The sequence below is a fragment of the Leptotrichia hongkongensis genome, from assembly GCF_041538065.1.
Lineage (GTDB): Bacteria > Fusobacteriota > Fusobacteriia > Fusobacteriales > Leptotrichiaceae > Leptotrichia > Leptotrichia hongkongensis.
In genome coordinates, this window is sequence record NZ_JBGORW010000011.1 from 1 (window position 1) to 22,808 (window position 22,808).

Below are 22,808 nucleotides of genomic sequence, written 5' to 3' on the forward strand. Positions count from 1 at the left end.
AGTGGACAACACAAGATTCGGAGTGACAGTAAATGGAGGATATGACACTAAAGGTAAGAACGTGAGAGCAGGAATAGGATTCAGAGCTATTTACTAGGCCTATATAATTTTGAAAAATAATAGCTTTAGGTAAATAAAAAATTAAAAAATTAAGAACAGCAGAATTTTGGTTTTGCTGTTTTTTTATTTAATTAAAGTTTAAACTAAATGAGTTATAATTTAAATAAAAGATTTATATAATGTTTTCATAAAAAAGTTGTATTTTTTTTAATAATCTGATATAATAAAACAGAAATAAAATTTGATTAAAATATAATCGCAACTATAATAAATTTATAAAAAACAGATGTAATTTAATATTACAATTGGGTTAAATAGATAAACTAAAATTAAAGAATTACGGCGATTTTATAATAACTATTTTAACTAAATATTTTTTTGTTATGAAGTAAATGCATAAAATTAATAAGACATATTGTATAAAAAAATTACTAATTTGATAGAATTTCCTATAAAAATGATTTATTAACAAAAAAGGAGAATAAAACGGCTAATAATTTGAGAAAAATTAAACAAGAAATTTAAAAATAATTTTAATTTATTTTTGTAATTTAAATATATTAATAAGAAATATGTTTGATTATGAAATAAAAAATAAAAATATTTTTAAAATTGTATTGATTTATCTTATTGTTTCTGATAAAATAAAAAAAAGAGCATATTATTTTATATCTGTAAAATATAAGAAGTACAAAAAAATAATAAATTTAATCTAAATATTAATTTTTGGAGTTAATTTTTTAGTCACTAGGTACATTAAAATATAAAAAGAAAGGAATAAAAAAATGACAAATAATTTACGAAAAGTTAAGCAGGATTTATGTTCATTAGCAAAAAGAACAAAAGATTTTAAATATACAGATTCTGCACTATTTATGTTTTTGCTAACAGGACTTGTTATGGTAAGAAATAACTTGTTTTCGACAACAGCAAATAAGGAGATTAAAACTCAAAAAGAAGAAATATTTACATCAATTAAAAATATACATCAGAAATTCAAAGAAACAAGAAAAGAAAATGATAAATTGTTAAAAGATGCAAATTTAGAATTAATTCAATTGATGGAGCAAGGAGACCATGTGGTAAAATCTCCATGGAGTTCATGGCAGTATGGAATGAACTATTTTAATAACAATTGGAATGGCACATATAAAGGGCGTGGAGATAAGAAAGAAAAATACCCTTATGAAGGCGTATTCCAGAGAAGTGATGATGCATTTGAAAGATACACTTCACTTTTAAGTTCAAAATATAAAGAGTTACCAACTTCAACAAATCCATATTCTGCATCTTCAAATGCAAGATTGGGATTATCAAACAAAGGATATGGAATTTCAAGTACTTCACCTAGACAGGAGCCATTATCTACATTAAACGTAGACGCTTCAATAAGACCAAAAGATGTGTCTAGAGATCCTGTGGAAGCACCAAGAGTATCTGTACCTGTACCACAATTAAGTGCGATTGGTGTGCCAAACTTATTGCCACCTTCATTGAATATACCAACGCCTGCTACACCGACAATAAGTCTAAACTTACCAACACCAAACACAAATCCATTTACGGATTTCTGTTTTACATGTGGAACGCAAAATGGAGTTCACCAAGTTGATAACACTAAGTCTTTTAATGATGCACGGCATAACAGTTCTGATGGAAATGATCCTGATAAAACGCCTAACTGGACGGATGGAGGTAACAATAAATTCTGGACAGGGTTTAATCCAGTTACAGGTTTATTAACTCCTAATTCTGGAATAAACGGAAATATAAGAAATTTTTCCTATTCAAGTGGAGGAAGAACTAACTGGACACCAAGAACTGCAGCAACACTGTATTTTAATAAGTCTTATGATACAAGAGCAAGAGCTAATACAGCTCAAGGACTATCAGCTGCAAATATGAAAAAACCAAAACCTGATCCAGTAGGATTTGAAGCAAGAAATATTGAAGTGTATGTTGCTGGAAATGTATCAGACAACGCTGGAAATAATGCAGGGAAAACTAATGGCAATCACGATGGAGCAATAGGAATACATACAGTTTGGGATGGAACACTTTCAAATATTAAAGGGCATCTATATGGAAGAGCAAATTTCCTTTCAATAGAGACTTGGCATTCAGGAAGGCTACAATTTAATAATGTATCAGTAAATATTGAAAGAGATGACAGCAAAGGAATAAAAGCAAATGAGAACACTTTATTCTATATCTATCCAGCAACTTATGATACAATAGCTTCTCATAACTACTGGGCAGGAGCACCAAAGCAACGTGGAGGATTTATTGGAAAAGTTGATGCAAAAATTACGTCAAATAAAAACATTGTATACTCTGTACTTGGGGCTCAAGGTTCGTTTGAAATAACTAGTACAGGTAAATACGAGTTAGAAGGAGCAGATAATATTGTTTATTCTGGATTGGGATATTCTCCTAACTTTAATAATTTAAAAGGTAGTGGAATAGTTCAAGATTTATACAACACTGGTTTAACTCCTTCATTAAAACTTGATAAAGCGCCAGAATCTTATGGTGATGGAAATGTTGTAATGTTATTCAATAATAGAATTAGTTTAGCTGGAAAAGCATTTTATGATTCTCCTACTAACAGTTCAAATCAATATATATCAAACGATGGAAATGGACCTGTTAGAAAAGCCAATTGGGAAAAATCAGGAGTTGGAATATATCAAGGGGAAATAAGAGCAAAAGCAATTATTGGTAATCAATTAAATATGGCAAATTCTGGAACTCAAACAGCAGCAGGAAATACAACTACTATAAGAAATGGTGGTATTGAAACAGAAAGAACAGGTGATGCCAACTATGTTGAAAATAATATAGGAATATATGCAAGATCTGGTCAAAGAGGAAAAGAAACAATTAATGGACAGGTAGCTGAAATTAAGCCTTCACAAGATTTAGGAGCTATAGATGCTGCAAGAGGTACTGACTTTAATAGAGATGAAGTTCATTCCTTACAAGTTAATGATATTGATATCAGTTTTGGTAAATATGCTAAAAATGGTATTATGATGGTTTCAGAAAATGGAACTGTTTTAGATGCAGCTATGAGTACTAATAAACATGAGGGTAGCGATACAACAACTGTACCTATAATGACAGGAGATATTAAAGATTACGGAACAGCAAATCTTAATGGAAAAATTTCATATAATGATGCTAGTAACGAGGCTGCAACTGGAACAATAATAGCTTATTCAGATGGAAAATGGCAAAATAGCGTTCACGGAATGATTTCGAATGAAGCTAAAAGATTTGAAGGAAAACCTAGTGAAATTAATATAGGACGTAATGTTGTTCTTACTGGAAGATATAAAAAGTTTGCTGATGGAACAGAGTCTACTCCAGTAGCTTATGTAGCGAAAAACGGCGGAGAAATTACTGCTCATGAAAAAACTTCAGCAAAAGGTTTTGGAGGATTATTAGCTTATGCTGAAGCAGGAGGTAAAGTTACATTAAAGAAAGAAGCTGACTCAGTAAGTGAATGGGCTAAGAAAGACCAGGAAACAAAGCCTTATCTGTATGAAAATATTGGAGGATATGCTAAAGGTTCAGGTTCGACTGTTACTTTTGAAGACAATCTGAAAATTAATGGTATGGCAGGTTTTGCTGATGGAACTGGAGCAGTTGTAAACTTGAATAAAAATGCAAATAAAGTGCAGACAGGTAAAAGTGGAGCGTTAGTAGCTCTTAATGGAGGATTGGTTAATTTTGGCGGTGGAGATATCTACCATGAAACTGAGGTAACAACTAACAGTGTTGGAACAGCTAATCAAGGTGATAATGCAGGAAATCATGCACAATCAACACCATTTTTTGCTGGAGCTAACTCAAAAGTAAACTTCACAGGCGCTACAACAATAAACATGTCAGATGGTATTTTAAAAGCTGGAGAAACTTCTGATTATACTGCAACAGCAGGAACAGCTACTAAATATAACGGTATGCAGAATGTTAGTGTTAAACTTACTGGAGACAATGTAGTTTTAGCTGCATATGATGGAAATACAACAAACTGGACTGGATCATCAGCAGGATCATCACAGGTTATGACTGAAATGAAAATAAATCCTTCCAATTTTAATTCTAACGGGAAAAAGTATAAAATATTCTATATTAATGGAATATTCAATTTAAATACTAACCTAGATTTAGATGATGCAACTAATGAATTTAACAAGAGTCTTGGTTTATCAAATGAAAAATTTAATATAGCAAATGGAATGACAGTAAGCTCTCTTACAGGTAAAGGGCTTGTTATGGGATCAAATACCAGTGCAACTGATAATACAAGCAACATGTATAACAATGAAGGAACTGTTGATATAAAAGGCGGAAATGTAGCGTCAACAACTGCGTTAAATGTAAGTTATGGAACAATTCATAATAAAAATCTGATAAATGTTGACAAAGGTATTGGTGCATATGGAATAAATGGAAGTAAACTGATAAATGATCAGAATGCCAATATAAATATAACTGGCGAAGGTGTAGGAATGGCAGCCTTTACTTCAGGAACTTCTTTACAGGATTATGGAACAGATAAAAATATTGCTAACGGTACATTAGGTACAGCAAAAACATTAGAAATATTAAATAAAGGAACGCTTACTGTAAACGGAGATACTTCTGTAGGAATTTATGGTAAAACTGATAAGTTAGCAGGTGCTCATGCAAGTACAAATATAACTAGAGCAAACGGGCTTATCAGTAACGAAGGAAAAATTATTATGACAGGAAATAAAGCTGTTGGAATTGTATCTAACGGATTAGGTAATACTGTTACATTGAATGGAACAGGAAGTTCTGACATAGTAATTCAAGGTACAGAAGGAATTGGAGTATATGCTGAAAATTCAGATGTTAACTTACTGACAAATTACGGAATAGAAGTTAAAGATAAAGGAACAGGAATATTTATAAAAGATGGAAGTAACGTTAGTGCAGGAACACTTGAACTGAAATATAGCGGATCAAATACTGAAACAGGAGTAGGATTGTTTTATGACAATGCATCTGGAGGAGTTAAGGTAAATAATACAAATGTAAATCTTGTCGATACAGTCGGAACAACAGGAGGCGTTGTAGGACTATATGTAAAAGGAAATGGTGGACTTCTGACAAATAATGGAAATGTATCAGGAGACAGGGGTTATGGATTAATTACAGAAGGAACAGAACTTGTAAATGCGGGTATAATTACATTGAATAACCCTGTTGATGCAGCAACCAAGAAACCAAGTGTAGGAATTTATACAAAAGCAACTGATAAAATAACAAATAACGGAACAATAACAGTGGGAGATAATTCAGTTGGGATATATGGACATGCAGTTGATAATAACGGAACAATAAATACTGGTGCAGGTGGTACAGGTATATATAGTTCAGGTGGAGATGTAAATCTTAATTCTGGAAGTATAAATGTAGGTACTGAAAAAGCTGCGGCAGTCTATACAAACGGAAGTGGTCAAACTGTAAGAGCACATTCTGGAAGCAATTTATCAATAGGAGATAATTCGTTTGGATTTATCAACGAATCAAAAACAAGTGGAACAGGAAATAAAATTATAAGTGATATTTCAAGTATAAGTAATCTTGGTAATGAAACAGTTTACATATATTCAGCAGATGCTAGAGCAGGTGCAGAAGTAATTAATAATACAAACTTAACTTCTACAGGTTCATATAACTATGGATTGTATTCAGCTGGAAAAGTAACAAACAATGCAGATATAAACTTTGGAAGCGGATTTGGAAATGTTGGAATATATAGTACTCATGGAGGAGAAGCAACAAATGCTGCAGGAAAGAATATTACAGTAGGCGCTTCGTTTATAGATGATAACAATCCATTGAATAATAGATATGCAGTTGGAATGGCTGCAGGATTTACTCCAACACAAAGTGAAATTGCTGCAGGTAAAAGAGCTTATACAGGAAATATTATAAATAATGGGACTATTAATGTGACAGGTCCATCTAGTATAGGGATGTATGGAACAGGTCAAGGAACAAAAGTAATTAACGCAGCAGGAGCAACAATAAATCTAAATGCAAGCAATACTACAGGAATGTATTTAGATAACGGAGCATACGGATACAACTACGGAACAATCAGATCAAATGGTACTGGACTTGAAAAAGTAGTTGGAGTGGTTGTTAAGAATGGTTCAACAATTGAAAATCATGGAGACATAATTTTAGATGCAAAATCTGCAGTTGGAATACTTGCTAAAGGAGATGTTGCAGGAAATAACCTTGGAATAATCAAAAACTATAAAACAATGATTATACAAGGTGAAGGTTCTATAGATGAAAAAGCAGATGGAAATCAAAGCAGCCTCGGAAAAGGATTGATGGGAGTATCGATAGATGTACCTAAGGGATCAAGTGTAGGAACAATAACAGTAAACGGAAATCCTGTAGTGCCTACGATTGCTACTTCATCAGCTGAAGAATATAAGGCAATGCAGACTTCTACAATAGGAATGTATATAGATACTTCGAGCAAGAGATTTACTAATCCTATTCAAGGATTAAGCGCATTAAGCGGCTTAGCTAAAGCGGATCTTATTATAGGTGCAGAAGCGGCAGAAAACACTACAAGTAAATATATTCAGCTGGATAAGAAAATACTGGATCCATACAATGAAATGATAAAGAAAAATCCTCAGATAAAAGACTGGAACATATACTCAGGATCATTAACTTGGATGGCAACAGTTGCACAAAATCAAACAGATGGAACAATAGAAAATGCATATATGGCTAAAATTCCTTATACTTTCTGGGCTGGAAAAGAACCTAATCCTGTAGAAGTTACAGATACATATAACTTCTTAGACGGACTTGAACAAAGATACGGTGTAGAAGGACTTGGAACAAGAGAAAAAACTTTATTTGATAAAATAAGCGGTATAGGAAACAATGAACAGGTTCTATTCTTCCAGGCAATAGATGAAATGATGGGACATCAATATGGAAATACTCAGCAAAGAATCAATTCGACAGGAAATATGCTAGACAAGGAATTCAACTATCTGAAAAAAGAGTGGAGAAATCCTTCTAAACAGAATAACAAGATTAAAGTGTTTGGCATGAGAGATGAATATAATACAGATACTGCAGGAATCATTAACTATACAAGTAATTCTTATGGATTCGCATATGTTCATGAAGATGAAGCAATCAAGCTTGGAAACAGTTCAGGATGGTATGCAGGAGCTGTGACTAACAGGTTCAAGTTCAAGGATATTGGAAAATCAAGTGAAAATCAGACAATGATTAAAGCTGGAGTGTTCAAGAAAATGTCACCTAAGAAAGACTATAACGGAGCATTGCAATGGACAATAGGCGGAGATGTATTTGCGGGACTTAATGAAATGAGACGTAGATATCTTGTAGTAGATGACATATTCGAGGCGAAATCTGACTATCATTCTTATGGAGCGGCAGTTAAGACAGATTTAGGATACGATATAAGAATGAGCGAGAGAACACATTTGCGTCCTTACGGAGCATTAAAGATGGAATATGGAAGATTCAACAATATCAAGGAAGATAATGGTGAAATGAGACTGGAAGTAAAAGGCAATGATTATTTCTCAGTGAAACCAGAAGTTGGTGTTGAATTTAAATATGTACAGCCACTAGCGGTAAGAACAAATTTATCAGTAGGATTGACAGCATCTTATGAAAATGAACTAGGAAAAGTTGGAGAAGTTAAGAATAAAGGAAGAGTAAGATATACGACGGCAGACTGGTTTAACATAAGAGGAGAGAAGGATGACAGACGAGGAAATGGTAAATTTGACTTAAACATAGGAGTAGACAATACAAGATTTGGAGTAACAGTAAATGGAGGATATGACACTAAAGGCAAGAATGTAAGAGGTGGAATAGGATTTAGAGCTATTTACTAGAATTTAAATAAGATATGTCTAAATATCTAAATAATAAAAAAATCAGGAGTTAATCTTTTTTGGATTTGCTTCTGATTTTTTTCTAGGGATTGTTTATTAATTTAAATATTTTATAGTAAAACTACTTTAAAACTAAACTCAAAAGTTATGACTATTTAACTCAAACCCTAAATTTATATAATTTTTATTAGTTAGATTTTAAATAAGTTTGAGTATATATTTAATTTTTTTTAATAAATTTAGTATTTTATCAAAAATTATGTAAAAACTAGAAACAAAAATCGGAAGTAAATCTAATATGAATAACTTCCGATTACTATTTTATTATTTATTTTTTAAAATATCTCTAATTTCAGCCAATAATGTTTCTTCTTTTGTTGGAACAGCTTCAATAACTTCTTCTACAGTTTTGGCGGCAGGTTTTCTTAATTTATTTACAAATTTTACCATTAAGAAAATAACAAATGCCATAATTAGAAAATTAACTATATTCTGAATAAATAATCCATATTTTACTGCAGCTTCTGGAGTTGTTCCAGTAGCAGGAGTAATAACTATTTTTAAATTTGAAAAATCAATTTTTCCTAAAATAATTCCAATAATAGGCATAATTATATCGTCAACCAATGAAGTTACTATTTTTCCAAAAGCAGCACCAATAATAACTCCAACTGCTAAATCCATTACATTCCCCTTTGAGATAAATTCCTTGAATTCTTTAAACATTAAAGTAATTCTCCTTTCAAAATTTTATACCGTTTATTATAATGTATTTTTTTTAAAATTGCAACTATTTTATTTAGAAAATAGCTAAAATTTTGAAAATTTTATTTATTAAATAGTTGGAGTTCAATAAACAGAAGATTCATAAGATTATTAAAATTAATTTATGCTATATAAATGGGAAATAGCATTAAGCTTCTTTTATATTTAATTTTTTATATTTTGCATTTTTTCTTATATCCAAAGCACGGAAAAATACTTTGTTAAGTGAGATTAAAAGTTTTTTTCTGTCTTCATCTTTTAGAATACCGTTATTGTTATATACAAAGCTATCAGAAATTAGACATTTGATATATTGGAATGTTTCTGACTTGTCTAGTAAAGCAACTCGTTTATCATTAGACAAATTGTATTTTTGGGCTTCCTTGCTTAACTTGTCAATACTATATTTTTTTATTTCTTTTAGATATTCTAATTTATCCTTTTTGAAATCAAAATTACCGTTTTCATCTATAACTGCAGAAATAGGACCTTTAACTAATGTCATTTTTCTTATCCTCCTTTATTTTATTATTTAAATTTTCAAGATATTCTTTTGCTCCGTCAACAAATGAGACTGTATCAGTCTCAGAATCTAAAGTGGATAAAATGGGTATTTTAATTCCATTTATCTCTATATATTCAAATTTTTCCTCTTGATTTTTATTAGACATCTTTATACCTCCATTTTATTTTTACCATTGATTTTCTACAAAAGTTCTGATTACTCTGCCTTTACAATATAATAATTCTGTATTCAAAACAATAATATCATCATAACCAGGATTAAATGAACGTAATCTGATAATTCCCTGCTTGTCTATTATTAACTGTTTTATATATGTCTCATCATTATATTCAAAAACACAAATTTTACCATTTAAACTTATTGGATTACTGCAAAGTTCAGGATCAACAATTGCAATAGCGCCATCAGGAATACTTTTATCAAGACCAGTCATACTTTCACCAGAAACTTTAATTGCAAAAATTCCTTTTCTATAAATGTTTTGCGGTACCGGATAACTGCCTATCTCTTCTGAAAGGTTAATATATCCTGTACCAGCACTTGCTTTTCCATACATTGGAATCTCCAATATTTCAATAGGAGTTAAAGACTCTGGAGCTGGATTTTTTATATCTGTAATTCCAGCTAAATAATTTAAGTCAATATTAAAAAATTTTGCATAAGCTGTAATAAACTTGCTGCTTGGCTCAGATAAATTGTTTTCCCAACGTGAAATCATACTTTTAGTTATATTAAGATTATATTCCCTATTTAATTTCTCAACAAGGGAATCCATTGATAGAGAATTTTCTTTTCGCAAATCCTTTAATCGTTTACCAATATTCATATTAATTCCTCCACATCTATATTTTTATTATAACATATTTGTTCCTAAAATGCAACAAAATATAAAAATTATATTTGAAATCATTGTTTTTATAAAATTAGTTGCTTAATAGGAATTGTAATAGTAAAATTTTTTATAAAAATTTAAATTTTCTTTGCGTAATTTCTAAAAACATAGTACAATTAATTGTATAAAATATTGATTCAAGAAAGGAAACATAGATATGAAAAGCTTGAAGGATATAAAGGAAATGCTTTCAAAATCAGGGTCATTAATTTTAGGAACAAAAAAAGAAGTTAAAGAGCTGACAAATATTATTAATAATGATGAGATTATTACTTATGCGACTTCAGGAGTGTATGATGGGCATACATGGCTTGTTGTTTCAACTAATAAGAGAATTATTTTTTTGGATAAAGGAATGCTTTTTGGAGTTAATCAAATTGAGATTCCTCTTAGCAAGGTAAATGCTGTGAAATATAAAAAAGGTTTATTTATAGGCGAGATAGAAATATGGGATGGAGCTTCTATGTTTAGAGTAAAAAGTGTATTGAAAAAAACACTTATTCCATTTATAAACGCTGTAAATAATTCAATAGAAGAGATGAAAAAAACACAAAATTCTCCAAAATTATCTGTAGCTGATGAAATTATGAAATTTAAAAGATTACTTGATGAGGGAGCAATAACACAAGAAGAATTTGATAAGAAAAAGAAAGAACTCTTGTAATAGTAAATGTTGAGAATTTTAATAATTTTTCAAAAAATTTATTACAATTATTTACTAAATTATGATATAATTAGACATATTGATAAATTAGAGATGTGGAAGGACGTAGATAAAATGAAGAAACTAATATTTTCACTTATATTTTTAGTTGGAGTGCAAGGGTTTAGTGATACGTGCAGTTTTGCTCCTAATCCTGATACTTTTTTAGAAAGAGTTATAAAAAAGATACAATCTGAAAAAAGAACAAATGATATTTTTTGCGATAGAGATAAAGTAAAAATGGCATATTACACAATTGAAGATGAGGATTATAATGCAAATGTAGGAGTTGCCATAAAAGTGGCTCCAACAACTACCAATGATGATTTTAAAAAAGAATTTTATAAAAAATTTAACGATTATAAAGATTTTTTTGCAAAAATTGATACCAAAAATCTTGGAAAAACTCCATTGCCAGATAAAGAGATAGTGCGTTTCTACGTACAATTTCCAGATGAAAAAAGTATCATTATAATTGGAAAATATGAATATAATTTAAAGACAAAAGAACATCAATTAGTAGCTAATTTAAAAGCAAAAGATTATTTCGAAAAATTAAATTTATTTCAGCCATTGGCAGTAAAAGTTACATATTCTGATGACGGACATATATTTTAATAAAAGAATGATAAAAGTAATGTTGAAAATATTTAGGAGGAAAATTATGAGTATAAAAAAGGTAAGAAAAGCTGTTATACCTGCAGCAGGACTTGGAACTAGAGTTTTACCAGCAACCAAAGCACAGCCTAAAGAAATGCTTGTAATAGTTGACAAACCTGCATTACAGTATCTTGTAGAAGAACTTGTATCTGCTGGGATTGAAGAAATTCTTATTATTACTGGAAGAAATAAGGGATCAATAGAAAATCATTTTGATTATTCTTATGAACTGGAAAAAACATTAGAAGAAAAAGGGAAAAAAGATTTATTGAAAATAGTAAACAATATTTCTGAAATGTCAAATATTTATTATGTTCGTCAGAAAAGACCATTAGGTTTAGGACACGCAATAAGCTGTGCAGAAGCATTTGTGGGAGATGAGCCATTTGTTGTACTTTTAGGAGATGATATTATTTATACAGATAGTGAAAAGGGGCAGAAACCCGTTACAAAACAGCTTGTAGATAAGTATAATGAATTACAAGGCGGTACAATTTTAGGAGTACAGGAAGTTCCACATGAAAATGTCTCAAAATATGGGATAATAAAGCCATTAAAGCAAATTGATGAAAAAACAGTGGTAGTAGAAGACTTTATTGAAAAGCCGTCAGTTATTGAAGCTCCGAGTAATCTTGCTGCATTAGGACGATATGTTCTGGAACCTGAAATTTTCTCATATTTAAAAGAGACAAAACCTGGAAAAGGTGGAGAAATTCAGTTGACAGATGCAATTTTGGCAATGAAAAATAATGGAGAAAAATTGTATGCGTATAATTTTGATGGATTAAGATACGATACTGGAGATAAATTTGGAATGTTTGTTGCAAATGTCGAATTTGGATTAAGACACGAGGAATTGAAGGATAAAGTAAAAGATTACTTGAAAGATTTAGTAGAAAAACTATAATTTTTTATATTAAGAGCATAAGTTTAATAGCGTTATGCTCTTTTATTTTTGTATGAATGCTATTTATTTTTAAGATTTTATATGTTAAAATATACACAAATTTTAAATCGAAAATGAGGGAGATTCAATTGTATAAAATAAAGATTAATAACATGAAATTTCATTCATATATAGGTGTTTATGAAGAAGAAAAAAAAATGGGACAAAATATTGAAATTGATTTAATAATTTCACTTTCAAAGGAAATCATTAAGAATGATGACATAAATAGTACATTGAGTTATGGAGATTGTTATAGAAAAATAGAGAAAATTGTTAAAGCAAGCAGAGTAGATTTGCTGGAAACATTGGCTTTGGATATTATAAAAGAGATGAAAAAAATGAATGAAAAAATTGAATATGTGCAAGTAAATATACGAAAATTAGCAGTTCCGATTAATGGAATTTTTGACAGTGTCGAAATTCAGATAAAAGATTAGGTAGGAACTAGGAAAGGGATAAAATAAAAATGGCTAGAAACAAAGTTTATTTAAGTTTGGGCAGTAATATTGGAAAAAGAGAAGAATATATTCAAAAAGCTATTAAAGCAATTGAAAAAACTGAAGGAATTGAAGTATTGAAAAAATCAGGATTATACGAAACAACTCCTGTTGGATATATAGAGCAAGATTTGTTTTTAAATGCAGTAATTAAGATTGAAACTGATTTTTCAGCAAGAGAAATATTAAAAATTATAAATAAAATTGAAGCTGAACTAGATAGAAAAAGGGAAATTAGATGGGGACCAAGAACTATTGATATTGATATTTTGATTTTTTCAGACAAAAAAATTAATGAACCTGATTTGATTGTTCCACATAAGGAAATGCTGAATAGATTATTTGTACTAGTTCCATTAATTGAAATTTACGATGGAGAGTATTTTGACAAAGAAGAAATTGTACAAAAAATAAACGAGTTAGTTAAAGCAGGGGATCAAAAAATTCAAAAAATTTGAAAAAACTAATTAGTAGCTTATAGTACCCCAAATTAGAAAATAATATAAAAAGAATTGTAATAATTCTTATATTTTTTTAAATTTTAAAATTAAATTATCGGACGTTATTTATTATTTTATTTTATTATTTTATTTATAATTATTAAGTTACTATAACAACTAACAATTAATAATATAATTGAATAAATTTAGAAATATAATTAAATAACTATTATTTATAAAAGAATTAATCTTCTTTACTAAAGATGAATAATGTTAAGTTAGTAATCATTTATTGTAATTAATAATTCACAAAGATAAAATCATGTAATAAATATAGACTAAACTTATTTAAGAGCATATAAATATGAGAATAAAATTTGTCAAGAAATTGAAGGGTACCATTTGTTACTGAAATGAAAAGAAAGGTTAAGAAAATGAAAAAAAACAAAAGTATAGATAAAGAAACGAGACTAAAAAATATTGAAAATGCAGTACGTGAAATTTTAATAAATATTGGAGAAGATGCAGATAGAGAAGGGCTTATTGAAACTCCTAAAAGAGTTGCAAAAATGTATGAGGAGATTCTGAGTACAAAAAGTGTAGATGATTTTGAAAATTATAAATTATTTGATGTAGATTTAGGAGATTCTCAGGAAATGGTGCTTGTGAAAGAAATACCTTTTTTTTCAATGTGTGAACATCATATGCTGCCATTTTTTGGAAAAGTGCATGTTGCATATATTCCGAGGGAGAATAAAGTTATTGGACTTAGTAAGATACCGAGACTTGTGGAATTTGTTTCACGAAAATTGAGTGTTCAAGAAGAAATTACTGTAAATGTTGCAAAAAAATTGATAGAAATATTAAATCCATTGGGAGTTGCTGTTGTGGTTGAGGCACGACACATGTGCATTGAAATGAGAGGGGTTAATAAAATTGGTTCTGTGACTAGAACTTCATTTTATAGTGGTGAATTTAAGGAAAATGCGGATAGGAAGAAGGAATTTTTGGATGGGATAAAATAAAATTTTAAGGATATTTTTTTCGTTTGGAGAAAAAATATGATAGAGTTAATATATGATAAATAGAAGGATAACATGAAAATAAAAGAATTTATAAATTTTTTAGAAAATGAAATGTAAATAAAGCCAAATTTATTTTTATTTAGGGACAATGAACCTAAAGCTACAATAGAAGATGTAAATAATATTGAGAAAATTTTATTAGGAAAACTACCTGAGTCTTTTATTGAGTTTCAAATGAAATTCGGTGGTGGAACATTTGCATTTGCAGAAATATTCTCTGTATGTGAGAAAAGTGATTTTTATGTACTTAATTATGAAAATATTTTTGAGAAAGATTTTTTTCCAGTAAGCGATGATCAATGTGGAGGAGTTTATTGTTTTAAGAAAAATAACGGAAAATTTGAAGATAAAATTTATTATTTGGACTTATCAAATTTAGAAATAATTGTTGAAGAAACAGAATTTAATTTTATTCAAATATTTATGAAGTTAGCCTTTAATAAATAATCTTATATGCTAGAATTAAGAAATGAAAAAGGTAAAACGTATAAAAATAAAAGTTTAGGAGAATAATATGAAAAAGTTGTAAAAAAAATATGGAAAATCAAAGTTTTTGTTTTGTTCCATTATTAGGGTTAGGTGGGAAGAAAAGTGTTGATAATTTAGATAAAGGGGATACTTTGACGCATATTTACTTGATTACGAAACTTGTGGGGAAAGTGGGAATGGATGATTAGAATTAAGCTGGAATATCAAAATAAACTTAACAAATGATAATTTTTACAAAAATAGGAGAAAAAAGTGATGAAACAATCATTATATGGGGAAAAGAAAAGAGTAAGATTACTTGCGGAAATTTTAGACAAAATGAATAATCCAGCGAGTGATGTTCATGTTATTCATGTTAGTGGGACGAATGGGAAAGGTTCGACTTGTTATATGATTAATAGCATTTTGTGTGAAATGGGATATAAAGTTGGATTATTTACGAGTCCTCAAATAACGACAATTTATGAATTGATTAAGGTTAATGGGGTTGAAATTACAGAATTGGAATTTGAAGATTGCAAAAGTAAGTTAAGACAGGTTTTGAATGAGCTGGGTTTAAATTTAGAAAATGATTTGTCGTATTTTGAAATGGTGTTTTTGATTGCGATGATACATTTTAAAAATAAGGATGTGAATGTTTTGATTTTAGAATGTGGGCTTGGAGGGGAACTGGATGCAACGAACGCAGTTTCAAAAATTGATTATACTATTTTTACAAAGATTGGAATTGATCATAAAAATATTTTGGGAAATACAATTGAGGAAATTTGTCAAACAAAGTCAAAAATTATAAGAAAACAGAGTAATGTTATAATTGCTCCAAATCAGAGAGATGTAGTTTATAAAATTTTGGAAAAAGAAGCAAAATATAAAAATTGTGATATTTTTTTAGCTGAAAAAAATATAAAAATTGAAAAAGTAAAAAATATAGAAGATGATAGCCAAAATATTTATGAAAAAGAAAACTTAACATCTGAAAACGGTTTAGAATTTCAAGATAAAGTTAGAGCTGAAATAATCGGAAATTATGATTTTGAGAAAAATTTTAAAAATAATGAGTATTTTTTTAGATTTGGGCTAAAAGGCAATCAACAGCTGGAGAATCTAGCGACAGTTTTAACGTGGTATTTTAGATTTTGTGATGAAAATATTCTAGAAAATACAGAAAAAATATTAGATAGAGCTTTGGGAACATTGCAAATTGAAGGACGGATGGAAAAAGTTGAGAAAATTAAAAATGTGTATTTGGATGTGGCACATAATGAAGATAGTGTCGAGGCTTTTGTAGATTATGTTAAAAAGAATTTTGGCAATAGAAAAAAAAATTTTGTAGTTGGATTTTTAAAGGATAAGGAAGTGGAGAAATGTGTGAATCTTTTAAAAATGGCTGGAAATAATTTTATATTGACAGAGCCGAATAACGAAGAAAGAAAATTGGATTCAGAGATTTTGGAAAAATATTTTGAAGATAAAAAAATTGAAAACTCTAAAAATATTATAATTTCCGAAAAGAATATTGAAAAGGCTTTTTTGAAAGCATTGGAATTGAGAGAGAATGAAGATGAGTGTATTTTTGTAGTGGGATCATTTTATTTGTTAGGAGAAGTAAAAAAAGTTATTGAAAAATATTTTTAATTTAATCAGAATAAAGATTAAAACAGAAAAAACAGTCATACGATTTAAGAAGGGAAAGAAATAAAAAATGATTAAAATCAATGAAATTAAGAATGGAGATTCAAAAAATATTGTTATTGAATTTAATGGAAATAAAGAAGAATTACGTAAATTTGAGAATTTTTTGGAAGAAAAGAATATTTTTTCATTTAATAAAAATGAAGGGATTACAGCTATTTTTAAATATTCAGAATTAAAACAATTAGTTGAGATTTTGAAAATAGAAAATAGTTTTGAATTTGAAAATGGAATTGAAAAATTGGAAGAGATTTTACAAGAAAATAGATTGATTTGGAAAGGGAATAGGTTTGAGTTTAATTTGACAACTGAATCAGTTATTTATTCGATTTTGAATATTACACCAGATTCATTTTATGATGGTGGTAGAAATTCAAGTGTAGATAAGGTTTTGAAGCGAATTGAGGAAGATATTAGGAATGGGGCTAAGATATTTGAGTTTGGAGGGAAATCGTCTAAGCCTAATTTTGATGATATTTCGGCAGAAGAAGAATGGAATCGTATTGAAAAATATATTGAGGCTGTGAAAAAGGAGTTTCCAGATATTGTGCTGGCTTTAGACAGTGATACTGAGGAAGTTATTGAAAAAGGACTGGATGCAGGTATTGATATTATTAATGATTTTAATGGATTCACTTCGGAAGGAAAATTGAAATTGGTTGAAAAATATAAACCTGCGTTGGTTGTTATGAATAATGGACGGTTTGATGAAATTCCGAACTTGAAAAATTATTTGGAAAATTATTTTGATGATCGGATAAAATCAATTTTAGAAACTGGAATTGAAAGAGAAAAAATTTCGATAGATCCAGGAGTTGGATATTCTTCAAATAATAGCATGAATACACCTGAAGATATGGAAAGAATTAAGTCGATAAAATATTTGAGGGATATGAGATTACCAATAATGATTGCAATTTCAAGAAAAAGTTTTAATGAGAAAATATTTGGGCTGTCGCTGGAAGAAAGACTTATGGGAACATTGATGTTTGAGAGTCTAATGGTGCAAGATGGCGGAAGAATTTTGAGAGTTCATGATGTGAAGGAAACTAGGGATATTTTGAATATGCTGGAAGTTTATAATAAAATTTAATTTTATACTCGAACCCGTTTAAAATTAAACTATTAAAAATTATACAAACTTAGGGTTTGAGTAAATAGTCATAGCCCTTGAGTTCTGTTTTAAAGTGGTTTTACTATAAAATTAAAGAAAATATTCAAAAGGAGAACATTTTGAAAATAGAAAATATAAATTTCTTAAAAAAACATTTACAAAATTTAGCAGAATCCGAGCCTGAATTGAAAACAAAAATAGAAAAAATTTCGGAAATATTATCACAAACGAAAATAGAGGATTTAACGAACAGAAAGTCCAAAGTTCATTTATCAGCAAGTGCTGTAGTTTTTAAGAATGCGAAATGTTATTTTATAAAACATCCATATCTAAAAACGATTTTACTGCCAGCAGGACACGTAGAAAATGTTGAAATGCCTATAGATACTGCTATCCGTGAATTTGTAGAAGAAACTGGCTTTTTTGCAAAAATTGATGAAAATATGCAGAATTTTGGGCTTATTGATGTGAATGTGATTGAGATTCCTGAAAATCCTGTGAAAAGTGAAGGGGAGCATATTCATATTGATTTTCGGTATAAACTTGTTTTGGATGAAGTAAAAGAGCAAAAAGAGGCTGAATTAGAGTGGTTTTTGTTGAGCGAAAATGAGACTAATCATGAATTTAAAAGGTATTATAAGTATTTGAAAAAATAAAAAAATACTGAAATATTTCAAATTTTGGTGTAAGTAGAAATTTTTAAATTTTTTCTTTTATAAAATAATAAGTTTTTGAATTTTAATTTTTTTATATTTAAGAGTAAAAAATTAAAAAAATTAAAAAGTTTTTTGAATAGAAAGCAAAAAATTGATTATTTTTCTTTTTTTTGATATACTTTGTATGAGGTGATTTTGTGGTTAAAAGAACTGAATACTTGGAAAAATTGAAAAAAATAAAAGATATGCAGATAATAAAGGTTATCACAGGAGTTAGACGATGCGGGAAATCTACATTGCTATCTCAATTTAGAAATTTTTTGATAGAATCTGGTGTCTTGGAAGAACAGATAATTTCCATAAATTTTGAGGATTTAAAGTTTGAAGATTTAAAAGATTATAAATTATTATATCAATATATAAACGAAAGACTTGTACCTAATAAAAAAAATTATATATTTATTGATGAAATTCAGGAAGTTGAGAATTTTCAAAGGGCAGTGGATTCTTTGTTTATAAAGGCTAACACAGATATTTATATAACAGGCTCCAATGCGATGATGTTATCTGGCGAATTGGCAACACTGCTTTCAGGCAGATATATTGAAATATCCATATTGCCCTTGTCTTTTTCTGAATATCTTAAATTGGATGAAACACAGGATATGAGACAGGCTTGGAATAAATATTTTGAAAATGGCGGATTTCCTTATGCGACACAAATAAATGATGATGATATAAGAAAAGACTATTTAATGGGAATATACAACACAGTTTTGCTAAAAGATATAGTTGCAAGAAATAAAATACAGGACATTACTTTACTTGAATCTGTAGTAAAATTTCTATTTGAAAACATTGGAAATATTGTTTCGCCTAAAAAAATAGCTGATACACTTGTTTCTTATGGAAGAAAAACAACATCTTCTACCGTTGAAAATTATATAGAAGCCTTGAAATCGTCGTTTATATTGTACAAAGCTGGACGTTATGACATAAAAGGAAAGCAGCATTTAAAATCGCTGGAGAAATATTACATAGTTGACATAGGGCTAAGAAAATTGCTTATAAATAAAAAACATAGTGACATTGGGCATATTTTGGAAAATATAGTTTATTTGGAATTAATTAGACGTGGATATACTGTGTATATTGGTAAAATTGGAGATTTGGAAATAGATTTTATAGCAGAGCGAAATAACGAAAGAGAATATTATCAAGTGTCAGCAACGATACTTGATGAAAATACATTCAAGAGAGAGATAACGCCGTTAAAGAAAGTTAAGGATAATTTTCAGAAGTTTATAATTTCGATGGATGAAATAAATTTGAGCGAAGATGGAATAAATCATCTAAATATTTTAGATTTTTTACAAAATACAGTACAAAATAAATAAATTAAAATAAAAAAATAATAATAAAATATCGGAGGATAAATGAAAAAAATACTACTAGGATTATTTATTTTAGGAACATTGGGAATGGCACAAAGTAATTATGAGGTTTATGTGAAAAGTGGAGTTAAAATTTCACAAAGTGAAGTTGATAGGGATAGCAAAGAAATTGAGAATCTTATAAATAAAGAAATTATTCAAAGATATAATACAGAAGGTAAAAAAGCTATATTTGAAAAAACAGCAGAACTTTATAATGAAACTGTAAATAACGAAATTAATAATTCTATAAATGAGATTCCCAAAAAGCAAAGAAAAATTTTTAGAGAATTTTCAGAAAAAATAACTTCAATTATAGGTAGGAATTTGATAAATGAACTTAATAACACTGAGATTAGTGTAAACGAAATTTTATTTTCAGAAAAAAGTAACGCAAAGGTTAAAATATTAATTAAGTCTAAAAATCTGGATAATTTTGATACTAATGAGATTCTTGATGAAATTCAACAAAAAACTGGCATTTCAGATAAAGAATTTGAACATATAGAAAAGATTAACAAAGCAAAACTTGATAAATTTTATGAATATCTTGAAAGTAGAGTTAAAGAAGAAATGAAAAATACTGATTATAATGAAGAAACCTTAGAAATTGAAACAAAAAAAGTTAATGGGAAATGGAAATTAGAATTTGATTTTAATACTTTTGTAGATGAAACCATAAAATATATAGAAAATAGTTCTAATAACACAGATTTTAATAAATAACAACAAATAAAAAAATAAAAGAGGTATTTTAAATGAGTAAATTTTGGAATGATAAAATAAAGGAAATAGAGCCTTACACGCCGGAGAACAGTCAAAAGATAAAAAATATATTAAACTTAATACAAATGAAAATCCTTATTCCCCATCAGCAGAAGTTATAAAAAAATAAAATCTATGGATTTGAAATATTTGAAATTGTATCCAGATCCAGATGTAACGGAGCTTGGAAAAGTTATCGCTGAATATTTTTCTAATAAAATAAGCGATAAAGTTACACATAAACAAGTGTTTATTGGAAATGGATTGGATGAAATTTTGGCATTTATTTTTATGATATTTTTCAATGTGGGATATATTTTTTGAATTTTGATGTGAGTATTCCGACTGAAAAAGTTGGGACTTTTGGATACAGAATTAGTGGAAGAATTTTTCATTGGCTTTACACGGCATTTGAATACTACGTTGCATATAAAGAATATGGCTGGGATAAATTCACATCATATAATTGAGTCAATTTTTAAAGGTGTTGCTAGAAATTTGGCAGAAGCTGTGAGTATTGATGAAAAGTATAGAGATGAGATTCCATCGACTAAAGGGGTTTTGGTTTAGTGAGAGTTAAGAAGATACTATTTATAAGTCTGTTTTCTTTGGTGTGTTCAGTAAATTCGTTTACTAAACCATTATTTAATGAAAATGTAACAAAAAAATTAAAAGAAATCATAATAAATTTATTTATTTTGAAAAAAATATTAAAAAATCAGAAATAAAAATTTAAGGGGAATAATATTAATTTATTTCCCCAAATAAATTATCTAATTTTTTAAAATTATTATTTCAATAGAAAGTCTATAATTTTTTTTCGCTCAATTCCATTTATGTTGAATTTAGTTAAATTATCCATAGAAAGAACATATTTGGGATAATTATCTTTAATGTCTTTTAATGGTGCAAATTCTCTTTCAATAGTATCGTCAGAAGCTAAAAGATAAGTAACTTGAATGTATAATTTTTCATTTTCTTTTTGTCCTATAAAATCAATTTCTTTTGTCTTTAGCTTTCCGATATTTACATTGTACTTTCTTCTTAATAATTCTAAATAAATAATGTTTTCAAGATGTCCAGCAATATCATTTGCTCTATATCCTAATTGAGAATGTTTTAATCCTAAATCAAGAAGATAAAATTTTTCTTGCGTTTCTAAAATGGATTTTCCTTTTATGTCGTATCTTTGAACTTTTGAAATAATATAGGCATTTTCAAGTGCTTTTAGATAATTGTAGATGGTTTCAGTGCTTAACTTTCTGCCTTGATTTTTTAAAAAATCTGAAATTTTTTTTGCAGAAAAAGTATTTCCGATATTATCAAAAATAAATAAAATAACTCTTTCCAGTAATTCAATATCTCTTATATTATTTCTTGAAATAACATCTTTTAATAAAACAGAATTATAAATATCAGTCAAATATTGATAAATCGAAGTTTTATCTTGACTAAAATTATGAATGGCAGGCAGTCCTCCAAACTTCAGATATTGTTCAAAATACTCCTCTGTAGTGTAAATTTTCTGCGGATTTTGAATTTTAGAAAATTTTATAAATTCTTTAAAGGATAAAGGAAAAACTTTTATTTCAACATATCTTCCCGCGATATAAGTGGCAAGTTCAGAAGATAATAAATTAGCACTAGAACCCGTAATATAAATATCACAGCTCAAGTCTACCAATAATGAATTTATTGCTTTTTCCCAAGAATCAACTTCCTAAATCTCGTCAAGCAATATATAAATTTTTCCAGTTATATTTTGGGATTTATCAATAATATAACTGTATAAATTTTTAAAATTTGTTAATTCAGCAAACATTAAAGACTCAAAATTAATAAAAATAATATTTTCCTTGTTTATTCCGTTTTCTTCAAGTTCTTTGGATATTAATTTTAATATCATAGATTTACCACTTCTACGCATACCAGTAATAACTTTTATTATAGGTTTATCCATAAATTTTCTAATTTCTTTTAAATACTGTTCTCTTTTTATCATTTTATCACCGCCTATATAAGAAATTATAGCACTTATTTTAAAGTTTTTCAACTTATAAGAGAAAAAATATAGAAATTTAAAATTTATTTCTGTTATATAAGAAAAATTATCAAAAGTATATCCCTATCTTT

The 22,808-nt window shown here is 28.5% G+C and carries 20 protein-coding genes and 1 pseudogene; 16 read left to right on the plus strand and 5 right to left on the minus strand.

The genetic code is table 11. The annotated features are described in order from the left end of the window. The first annotated feature begins 845 nt into the window (after positions 1-845). Complete coding sequence (locus ACEG17_RS08575; protein WP_372583383.1) at positions 846-8,009, plus strand: autotransporter-associated N-terminal domain-containing protein; 7,164 nt, start codon at positions 846-848, stop codon at positions 8,007-8,009. A gap of 324 nt (positions 8,010-8,333) precedes the next feature. Here ACEG17_RS08575 and mscL read toward each other — a convergent pair whose 3' ends face one another. The 4 genes from mscL to ACEG17_RS08595 form a co-directional block, all read right to left on the minus strand. After that, positions 8,334-8,735 (minus strand): large-conductance mechanosensitive channel protein MscL, encoded by a 402-nt coding sequence (gene mscL, locus ACEG17_RS08580; protein WP_372583384.1) that lies wholly within the window; start codon positions 8,733-8,735, stop codon positions 8,334-8,336. Between the two features lie 187 nt (positions 8,736-8,922). Further along, positions 8,923-9,279, minus strand: a complete 357-nt coding sequence (locus ACEG17_RS08585) for a hypothetical protein (protein WP_372583385.1) — start codon at positions 9,277-9,279, stop codon at positions 8,923-8,925. Further along, positions 9,266-9,445, minus strand: a complete 180-nt coding sequence (locus ACEG17_RS08590; protein ID WP_147005586.1) for a hypothetical protein — start codon at positions 9,443-9,445, stop codon at positions 9,266-9,268. Before ACEG17_RS08590 ends, ACEG17_RS08585 begins: the two co-directional genes overlap by 14 nt. A 21-nt stretch (positions 9,446-9,466) precedes the next feature. Beyond that, on the minus strand, positions 9,467-10,126 hold the full coding sequence (locus ACEG17_RS08595; protein ID WP_372583386.1) for an XRE family transcriptional regulator: 660 nt from the start codon (positions 10,124-10,126) through the stop codon (positions 9,467-9,469). A gap of 223 nt (positions 10,127-10,349) precedes the next feature. Between ACEG17_RS08595 and ACEG17_RS08600 the strand changes: the two genes are divergently transcribed. The 15 genes from ACEG17_RS08600 (at position 10,350) to ACEG17_RS08670 (ending at position 21,245) form a co-directional block, all read left to right on the plus strand. Then, a complete protein-coding gene (locus tag ACEG17_RS08600; protein WP_372583387.1) occupies positions 10,350-10,856 on the plus strand; it encodes a PH domain-containing protein in 507 nt (168 codons plus the stop codon). A gap of 114 nt (positions 10,857-10,970) precedes the next feature. Continuing rightward, positions 10,971-11,513: a hypothetical protein gene (locus tag ACEG17_RS08605; RefSeq protein WP_372583388.1), complete on the plus strand. Its 543-nt coding sequence runs from the start codon at positions 10,971-10,973 to the stop codon at positions 11,511-11,513. A gap of 46 nt (positions 11,514-11,559) precedes the next feature. Further along, positions 11,560-12,462 carry a UTP--glucose-1-phosphate uridylyltransferase GalU gene (gene galU, locus ACEG17_RS08610; protein WP_372583389.1) on the plus strand — a complete coding sequence of 301 codons (903 nt, stop codon included), beginning with the start codon at positions 11,560-11,562 and terminating at the stop codon, positions 12,460-12,462. A 128-nt stretch (positions 12,463-12,590) separates the two neighbouring features. Further along, positions 12,591-12,941, plus strand: a complete 351-nt coding sequence (gene folB / locus ACEG17_RS08615) for a dihydroneopterin aldolase (protein WP_372583390.1) — start codon at positions 12,591-12,593, stop codon at positions 12,939-12,941. A gap of 29 nt (positions 12,942-12,970) precedes the next feature. Continuing rightward, the gene (gene folK / locus ACEG17_RS08620; protein WP_372583391.1) at positions 12,971-13,459 is read left to right on the plus strand and encodes a 2-amino-4-hydroxy-6-hydroxymethyldihydropteridine diphosphokinase; all 489 of its coding nucleotides are present in this window, start codon (positions 12,971-12,973) and stop codon (positions 13,457-13,459) included. 416 nt (positions 13,460-13,875) lie between these two features. After that, positions 13,876-14,466, plus strand: a complete 591-nt coding sequence (gene folE, locus ACEG17_RS08625) for a GTP cyclohydrolase I FolE (RefSeq protein ID WP_372583392.1) — start codon at positions 13,876-13,878, stop codon at positions 14,464-14,466. Positions 14,467-14,631: 165 nt separating this feature from the next. Further along, on the plus strand, positions 14,632-14,973 hold the full coding sequence (locus ACEG17_RS08630) for an SMI1/KNR4 family protein (protein ID WP_372583427.1): 342 nt from the start codon (positions 14,632-14,634) through the stop codon (positions 14,971-14,973). Positions 14,974-15,062: 89 nt separating this feature from the next. Continuing rightward, positions 15,063-15,203, plus strand: coding sequence for a T6SS immunity protein Tdi1 domain-containing protein (locus tag ACEG17_RS08635; protein WP_372583393.1), 141 nt, complete (start codon positions 15,063-15,065; stop codon positions 15,201-15,203). A 67-nt stretch (positions 15,204-15,270) separates the two neighbouring features. Continuing rightward, complete coding sequence (locus ACEG17_RS08640) at positions 15,271-16,650, plus strand: bifunctional folylpolyglutamate synthase/dihydrofolate synthase (protein ID WP_372583394.1); 1,380 nt, start codon at positions 15,271-15,273, stop codon at positions 16,648-16,650. Positions 16,651-16,717: 67 nt separating this feature from the next. Continuing rightward, positions 16,718-17,800, plus strand: a complete 1,083-nt coding sequence (folP, locus tag ACEG17_RS08645; RefSeq protein WP_372583395.1) for a dihydropteroate synthase — start codon at positions 16,718-16,720, stop codon at positions 17,798-17,800. Positions 17,801-17,940: 140 nt separating this feature from the next. Next, positions 17,941-18,477 (plus strand): NUDIX domain-containing protein, encoded by a 537-nt coding sequence (locus ACEG17_RS08650; protein ID WP_372583396.1) that lies wholly within the window; start codon positions 17,941-17,943, stop codon positions 18,475-18,477. A 197-nt stretch (positions 18,478-18,674) separates the two neighbouring features. Next, positions 18,675-19,874 (plus strand): ATP-binding protein, encoded by a 1,200-nt coding sequence (locus tag ACEG17_RS08655; RefSeq protein WP_372583397.1) that lies wholly within the window; start codon positions 18,675-18,677, stop codon positions 19,872-19,874. 39 nt (positions 19,875-19,913) lie between these two features. After that, on the plus strand, positions 19,914-20,636 hold the full coding sequence (locus ACEG17_RS08660; RefSeq protein ID WP_372583398.1) for a hypothetical protein: 723 nt from the start codon (positions 19,914-19,916) through the stop codon (positions 20,634-20,636). A gap of 174 nt (positions 20,637-20,810) precedes the next feature. Next, positions 20,811-20,999 carry a hypothetical protein gene (locus tag ACEG17_RS08665; RefSeq protein WP_372583399.1) on the plus strand — a complete coding sequence of 63 codons (189 nt, stop codon included), beginning with the start codon at positions 20,811-20,813 and terminating at the stop codon, positions 20,997-20,999. Positions 21,000-21,038: 39 nt separating this feature from the next. After that, the gene (locus ACEG17_RS08670; protein WP_299575840.1) at positions 21,039-21,245 is read left to right on the plus strand and encodes a hypothetical protein; all 207 of its coding nucleotides are present in this window, start codon (positions 21,039-21,041) and stop codon (positions 21,243-21,245) included. 220 nt (positions 21,246-21,465) lie between these two features. Here the strand turns inward: ACEG17_RS08670 and ACEG17_RS08675 are convergent. Then, a pseudogene (locus ACEG17_RS08675) lies at positions 21,466-22,677 on the minus strand (ATP-binding protein). Between the last annotated feature and the right edge of the window lie 131 nt (positions 22,678-22,808).

What these genes read in the sequence shown, in the direction of transcription:
- ACEG17_RS08600 (WP_372583387.1), top strand. Translation starts at nt 10,350, where the DNA reads ATGAAAAGCTTGAAGGATATAAAGGAAATGCTTTCAAAATCAGGGTCA.
- ACEG17_RS08635 (WP_372583393.1), top strand. Translation starts at nt 15,063, where the DNA reads ATGGAAAATCAAAGTTTTTGTTTTGTTCCATTATTAGGGTTAGGTGGG.
- ACEG17_RS08590 (WP_147005586.1), bottom strand. Translation starts at nt 9,445, where the DNA reads ATGTCTAATAAAAATCAAGAGGAAAAATTTGAATATATAGAGATAAAT.
- galU (WP_372583389.1), top strand. Translation starts at nt 11,560, where the DNA reads ATGAGTATAAAAAAGGTAAGAAAAGCTGTTATACCTGCAGCAGGACTT.
- folP (WP_372583395.1), top strand. Translation starts at nt 16,718, where the DNA reads ATGATTAAAATCAATGAAATTAAGAATGGAGATTCAAAAAATATTGTT.
- ACEG17_RS08575 (WP_372583383.1), top strand. Translation starts at nt 846, where the DNA reads ATGACAAATAATTTACGAAAAGTTAAGCAGGATTTATGTTCATTAGCA.
- folK (WP_372583391.1), top strand. Translation starts at nt 12,971, where the DNA reads ATGGCTAGAAACAAAGTTTATTTAAGTTTGGGCAGTAATATTGGAAAA.
- folE (WP_372583392.1), top strand. Translation starts at nt 13,876, where the DNA reads ATGAAAAAAAACAAAAGTATAGATAAAGAAACGAGACTAAAAAATATT.
- ACEG17_RS08665 (WP_372583399.1), top strand. Translation starts at nt 20,811, where the DNA reads ATGGATTTGAAATATTTGAAATTGTATCCAGATCCAGATGTAACGGAG.
- ACEG17_RS08585 (WP_372583385.1), bottom strand. Translation starts at nt 9,279, where the DNA reads ATGACATTAGTTAAAGGTCCTATTTCTGCAGTTATAGATGAAAACGGT.
- ACEG17_RS08595 (WP_372583386.1), bottom strand. Translation starts at nt 10,126, where the DNA reads ATGAATATTGGTAAACGATTAAAGGATTTGCGAAAAGAAAATTCTCTA.
- mscL (WP_372583384.1), bottom strand. Translation starts at nt 8,735, where the DNA reads ATGTTTAAAGAATTCAAGGAATTTATCTCAAAGGGGAATGTAATGGAT.
- ACEG17_RS08660 (WP_372583398.1), top strand. Translation starts at nt 19,914, where the DNA reads ATGAAAAAAATACTACTAGGATTATTTATTTTAGGAACATTGGGAATG.
- ACEG17_RS08605 (WP_372583388.1), top strand. Translation starts at nt 10,971, where the DNA reads ATGAAGAAACTAATATTTTCACTTATATTTTTAGTTGGAGTGCAAGGG.
- ACEG17_RS08640 (WP_372583394.1), top strand. Translation starts at nt 15,271, where the DNA reads ATGAAACAATCATTATATGGGGAAAAGAAAAGAGTAAGATTACTTGCG.